Consider the following 3,683-nt stretch of genomic DNA (forward strand, 5'->3'; position numbering starts at 1 on the left):
TGTCGCTCGCCAGACGGCAGAGGAAGCGGAACTTCTCGAGTTCGATGTTGGCCCGGCGCAGAAGCTGGGTCCGGTCGCACGTGTAGTTGGCCTCGATCAGGAGCCCGAGAAGATCCATGAGACCCGTCTGCAACCGGTCACCCAGCAGAAACTTCTGGTCCCGAGGGAATTTCGCGAGCACCGGCAAGATCCAGACCAGCAAATCATAGGTCTTGGGGATCACCGTCATCACCTCGGCCATCTTGGAAGCTCCTTCCGGGTTTGGCGTAACTCCCTAATCTCAGGTGTGCCCAAACTACCAAACTTCCTCTTCCAGCGATAAAATGTCTGTTCGGTGATCTGGAGCTTACGGCAAACCTCAGCCACTGGCGTGCCGGCCTCGGCATGTCTGAGGGCCATGGTAATCTGCTCTTCGGAAAACCTACTCTTCTTCATAGCGCATCCTCCTTCGTCCCGAAATGGGACTCTAAGAGGTACTCGAAAAGCTGTCAAAATGTTAGTCTAGATGGACCCGTTTATGGGGTTCAGGGCCAATATGTCACCTCCACCATCCCATCCGTCTCGCGCTGTTCTGTGACGACGTTAGTGACTTCGGAGGGTTCATTGGCATAGACAGGATGAGTTAAGGCGAATATCATAGAGATAAACATCAGGATCATTACATAGACAATTTGTTTTTGGTTACTATTGCAATACATCTCTTTTTCATCACATCAAATTATAACTTCCCGAATGTACAATTCTTGTGCGTATTCACGGATTGGCGGTTCTGACAACGCGAAAACCTTCCCACTGAGAACTTTGACCTGGGGAACTACCCGTCCCTCGTCTAGCACATAATAATCGCACATCATCTGAAGCCCAGCCTCCACCGCGAACTGCACGGCTCGTCCCGCTCGGTGGTCCGGGGGGATCTGTCACCGGATTCGTCCCAAGCCCACATACAAGCCAGTCATTGCACCACTCTGCTATATTCCCAGCCATATCCGAAAGACCCAAAGCTGCCGGAGCGTCCGGATAGTTCCCTACAGGTGAGGTCCATCCAACGCAATAAATAGTAGGATCTCCATAGATATCCAGATTGTTCGCCTGGCTGCAATCCGGGTCCTCATCCCCCCACGGGTAGATACGATCATCGTTCCACTGAGCTGCATACTCCCACTCTGCTTCCGTTGGCAAGCGGTATCCTTGGGCACCGTAGGGATCGCCATAGTTGCACGTCCAATCACCGGAATGTTCATAGGCGCGCGGCAAACCTAACTTCATACTCAACCAGTCGCAATATCGTACAGCACCAAACCAAGTTACTTCTTTGACCGGATGAAAGTCAGGATTATAATCCCCTGGGATTGACGAAACTTCCCGAAGGTAAAATGTTCCTGCGCCGTCGAACTTAATCTCGCTGCGGTAGCTATTCAAATCCAGAAGTTCCTCACTGCTCCCATCCAGATTATCACTCACTGAGCTAGTCGTAGCAGTCACATATCCCTGGTCATACGCCCACTGAACTGCCTCGAGATACTCGTCATTCGTCACCTCATGCTGCCCCAGGTATAAATCGCGGGTCAGGGTTACCTCGTGCTCACTACTGCAGGCAGTCTCCCCATCACCCATAATGAAAGTGCCGGCGGGAACAAGAACCATCTCTTGTCCAAGGTAGCCATCGCGGGCAACTACCTTGACAACATAGTAATCTCCATAACTCCCTGGATAATCCGCCAGTGCATCCCAGAGAATGTGCTTTCCGATACCGTTTGTGATTCCAGCGCCAACATCTCCCGAAACGGACAAGCATCTAATTGGATAACTGATTCCCCCATTTTCAGAAAGCCTCAAGGTGATCGTTATTGGATCACCGTCTGGATCATAAACATTATAGGACACCAACACATGCATCGTCACCGGATTCTGTTCCGCTTGTACATTTGCAATCACAGGTGGATCATTAGCTTTAACTGCAAAGCTAGAGAGACTGCAAGCAAGAATAACTAACATTAAGATCGTAGCCCAAAGAGCTCCATCACCGCGTGTATGAGTCGCTTCGATCCCACCCATGATACCTCCAAGTATTGATCCGAATTGGCCTGTTTCCAAATTCATCACTTTATTTTTTTGGAATCTTCCACAAGGGACCCTACCTCAAGAACATTAATTTATTAACCTCTTGATGGCGACCTGTTCTCAGCCTTGCAAAGTAAATACCACTGGCAACGATTTGTCCGTTGTCATTGCGACTATCCCACAAAACTGAATACTGGCCTGGGACCTTCATTCCCTTTTTTAGCTGCCTTACTCTGCGACCTGAAATGTCAAAGACAGCAAGATCAATATCTTGTGATCGAGGTAGAACATATTGAATTGTGGTTCCATTGGTGAAAGGATTCGGAAAGACACGTAGCGCTAATTTTTCAGTTGGCATTTCTGTTGATGGTTGGGGTTCTTCCAGATCATTTTCATGCTCAACACCGGACAGGGGCAAAGTGGCATAGGCTTCGTTATCTGCTAGATTAAACTCCGATAGATTACCTAAGGTGTTAACAAGCCCACCCAATCTCGCCTCTGCTATTCCGAAACGCACATCCCAATCCGTCGAGAGTGAAAGTTCCTGGCCCGGAGCGACATTAACAAACAGTGATTCTGAAAATACAATATAAGTTTCTTCTTCAATAACCTGAACCAATACAGACTCCGCATAAGCTGCCCCGTTGTTTCTAAACTCCATATTCACCGATATCTTCAGCTGATCATCAATGGTACTAGGTATTAGTTCAATATCACTGGCAAGCAATTCCAAATCTGGCCTCTCTGCCACAAAATAGACACCTGATCCATCACGATTCAAAACTTGATCAATCCCAAATATACCGCCTGCATGAACATGAACCATATATTGGCCAGTGCGTTGATTGCCCAATATTTCCGCAGTATAAATGCCATCATTTGGCACAAGATCACCATTGGTCCCATCATCAAGAAGGCTTAGATCTGTGTGTATTTCCTGGGGATCAATCAATATTCCCGTCACTTCCGCATCAAGAATGGGTTGTCCATTCCATTCAAGCACCGACTCTATTCTTTGCGTTTCGCTTGGTTCAAGTTCAACATCATCAAACCCAATCCGCATGAATACTGGGCTGTACTCGATCCCCTTTATTGCAGCAAGGGCCGAATCAGCCGATTGCGAAGCATCCACAACAATCGACCACTCACCTTCAAAGCTGGATGCAACAGTATAACTCATCAACAAGGCATCTTCATAATAGTCGACATTAGGATCAATGGCTGCAGTATCTGGATCTACAACTCTTCCAACAGGGTCAATTAGAGTGAAATCAAAATCACCTGCCCAGATTTCAGCTTGAAATCTTAAGCTATCTGCGGAACCTGCTGCAGCGAGTATCTGACTTGATTCGCCAGCCCCCAACGGAATCAGTCTAAAAGCAATTTGACTTGCTGTTACATCACTTTCACGCACATTCGACGACTCTTTGCTCGGAGGGCAATTTATAGTGCGATTTAGCATCTCGGCCACAAGATTAACTATACAAGGATCCTCTTGGGCTTGCCCCGAAATAATGGACACACAGTTTAGACATCTCTGGCTGCCTCAAGGCAGCCGGGCTGACGTACCCGAGGTACGAGTGAAGACGTTTCCGATTGTAGAATTCCTCGATGTAACGGAA

Annotated in this window: 4 protein-coding genes; all 4 read right to left on the reverse strand. The window is 47.9% G+C overall.

Features of this window, described 5'->3' with window-relative positions; genetic code table 11:
* Positions 1-241 (reverse strand): four helix bundle protein (locus KJ970_01015; protein MBU2689481.1); only part of this gene is annotated, 241 nt, incomplete at its 3' end.
* Positions 229-435, reverse strand: coding sequence for a transposase (locus KJ970_01020; protein MBU2689482.1), 207 nt, complete (start codon positions 433-435; stop codon positions 229-231). The genes KJ970_01020 and KJ970_01015, both read right to left, overlap by 13 nt.
* Positions 436-753: 318 nt before the next feature.
* Positions 754-2,055, reverse strand: coding sequence for an SUMF1/EgtB/PvdO family nonheme iron enzyme (locus KJ970_01025; protein ID MBU2689483.1), 1,302 nt, complete (start codon positions 2,053-2,055; stop codon positions 754-756).
* A 79-nt stretch (positions 2,056-2,134) separates the two neighbouring features.
* Positions 2,135-3,475 carry a T9SS type A sorting domain-containing protein gene (locus tag KJ970_01030; GenBank protein MBU2689484.1) on the reverse strand — a complete coding sequence of 447 codons (1,341 nt, stop codon included), beginning with the start codon at positions 3,473-3,475 and terminating at the stop codon, positions 2,135-2,137.
* Positions 3,476-3,683 lie beyond the last annotated feature (208 nt).

The organism is Candidatus Eisenbacteria bacterium, assembly GCA_018831195.1.
GTDB lineage: Bacteria > Eisenbacteria > RBG-16-71-46 > CAIMUX01 > JAHJDP01 > JAHJDP01.

What these genes read in the sequence shown, in the direction of transcription:
- KJ970_01020 (MBU2689482.1), bottom strand. Translation starts at nt 435, where the DNA reads ATGAAGAAGAGTAGGTTTTCCGAAGAGCAGATTACCATGGCCCTCAGA.
- KJ970_01025 (MBU2689483.1), bottom strand. Translation starts at nt 2,055, where the DNA reads ATGGGTGGGATCGAAGCGACTCATACACGCGGTGATGGAGCTCTTTGG.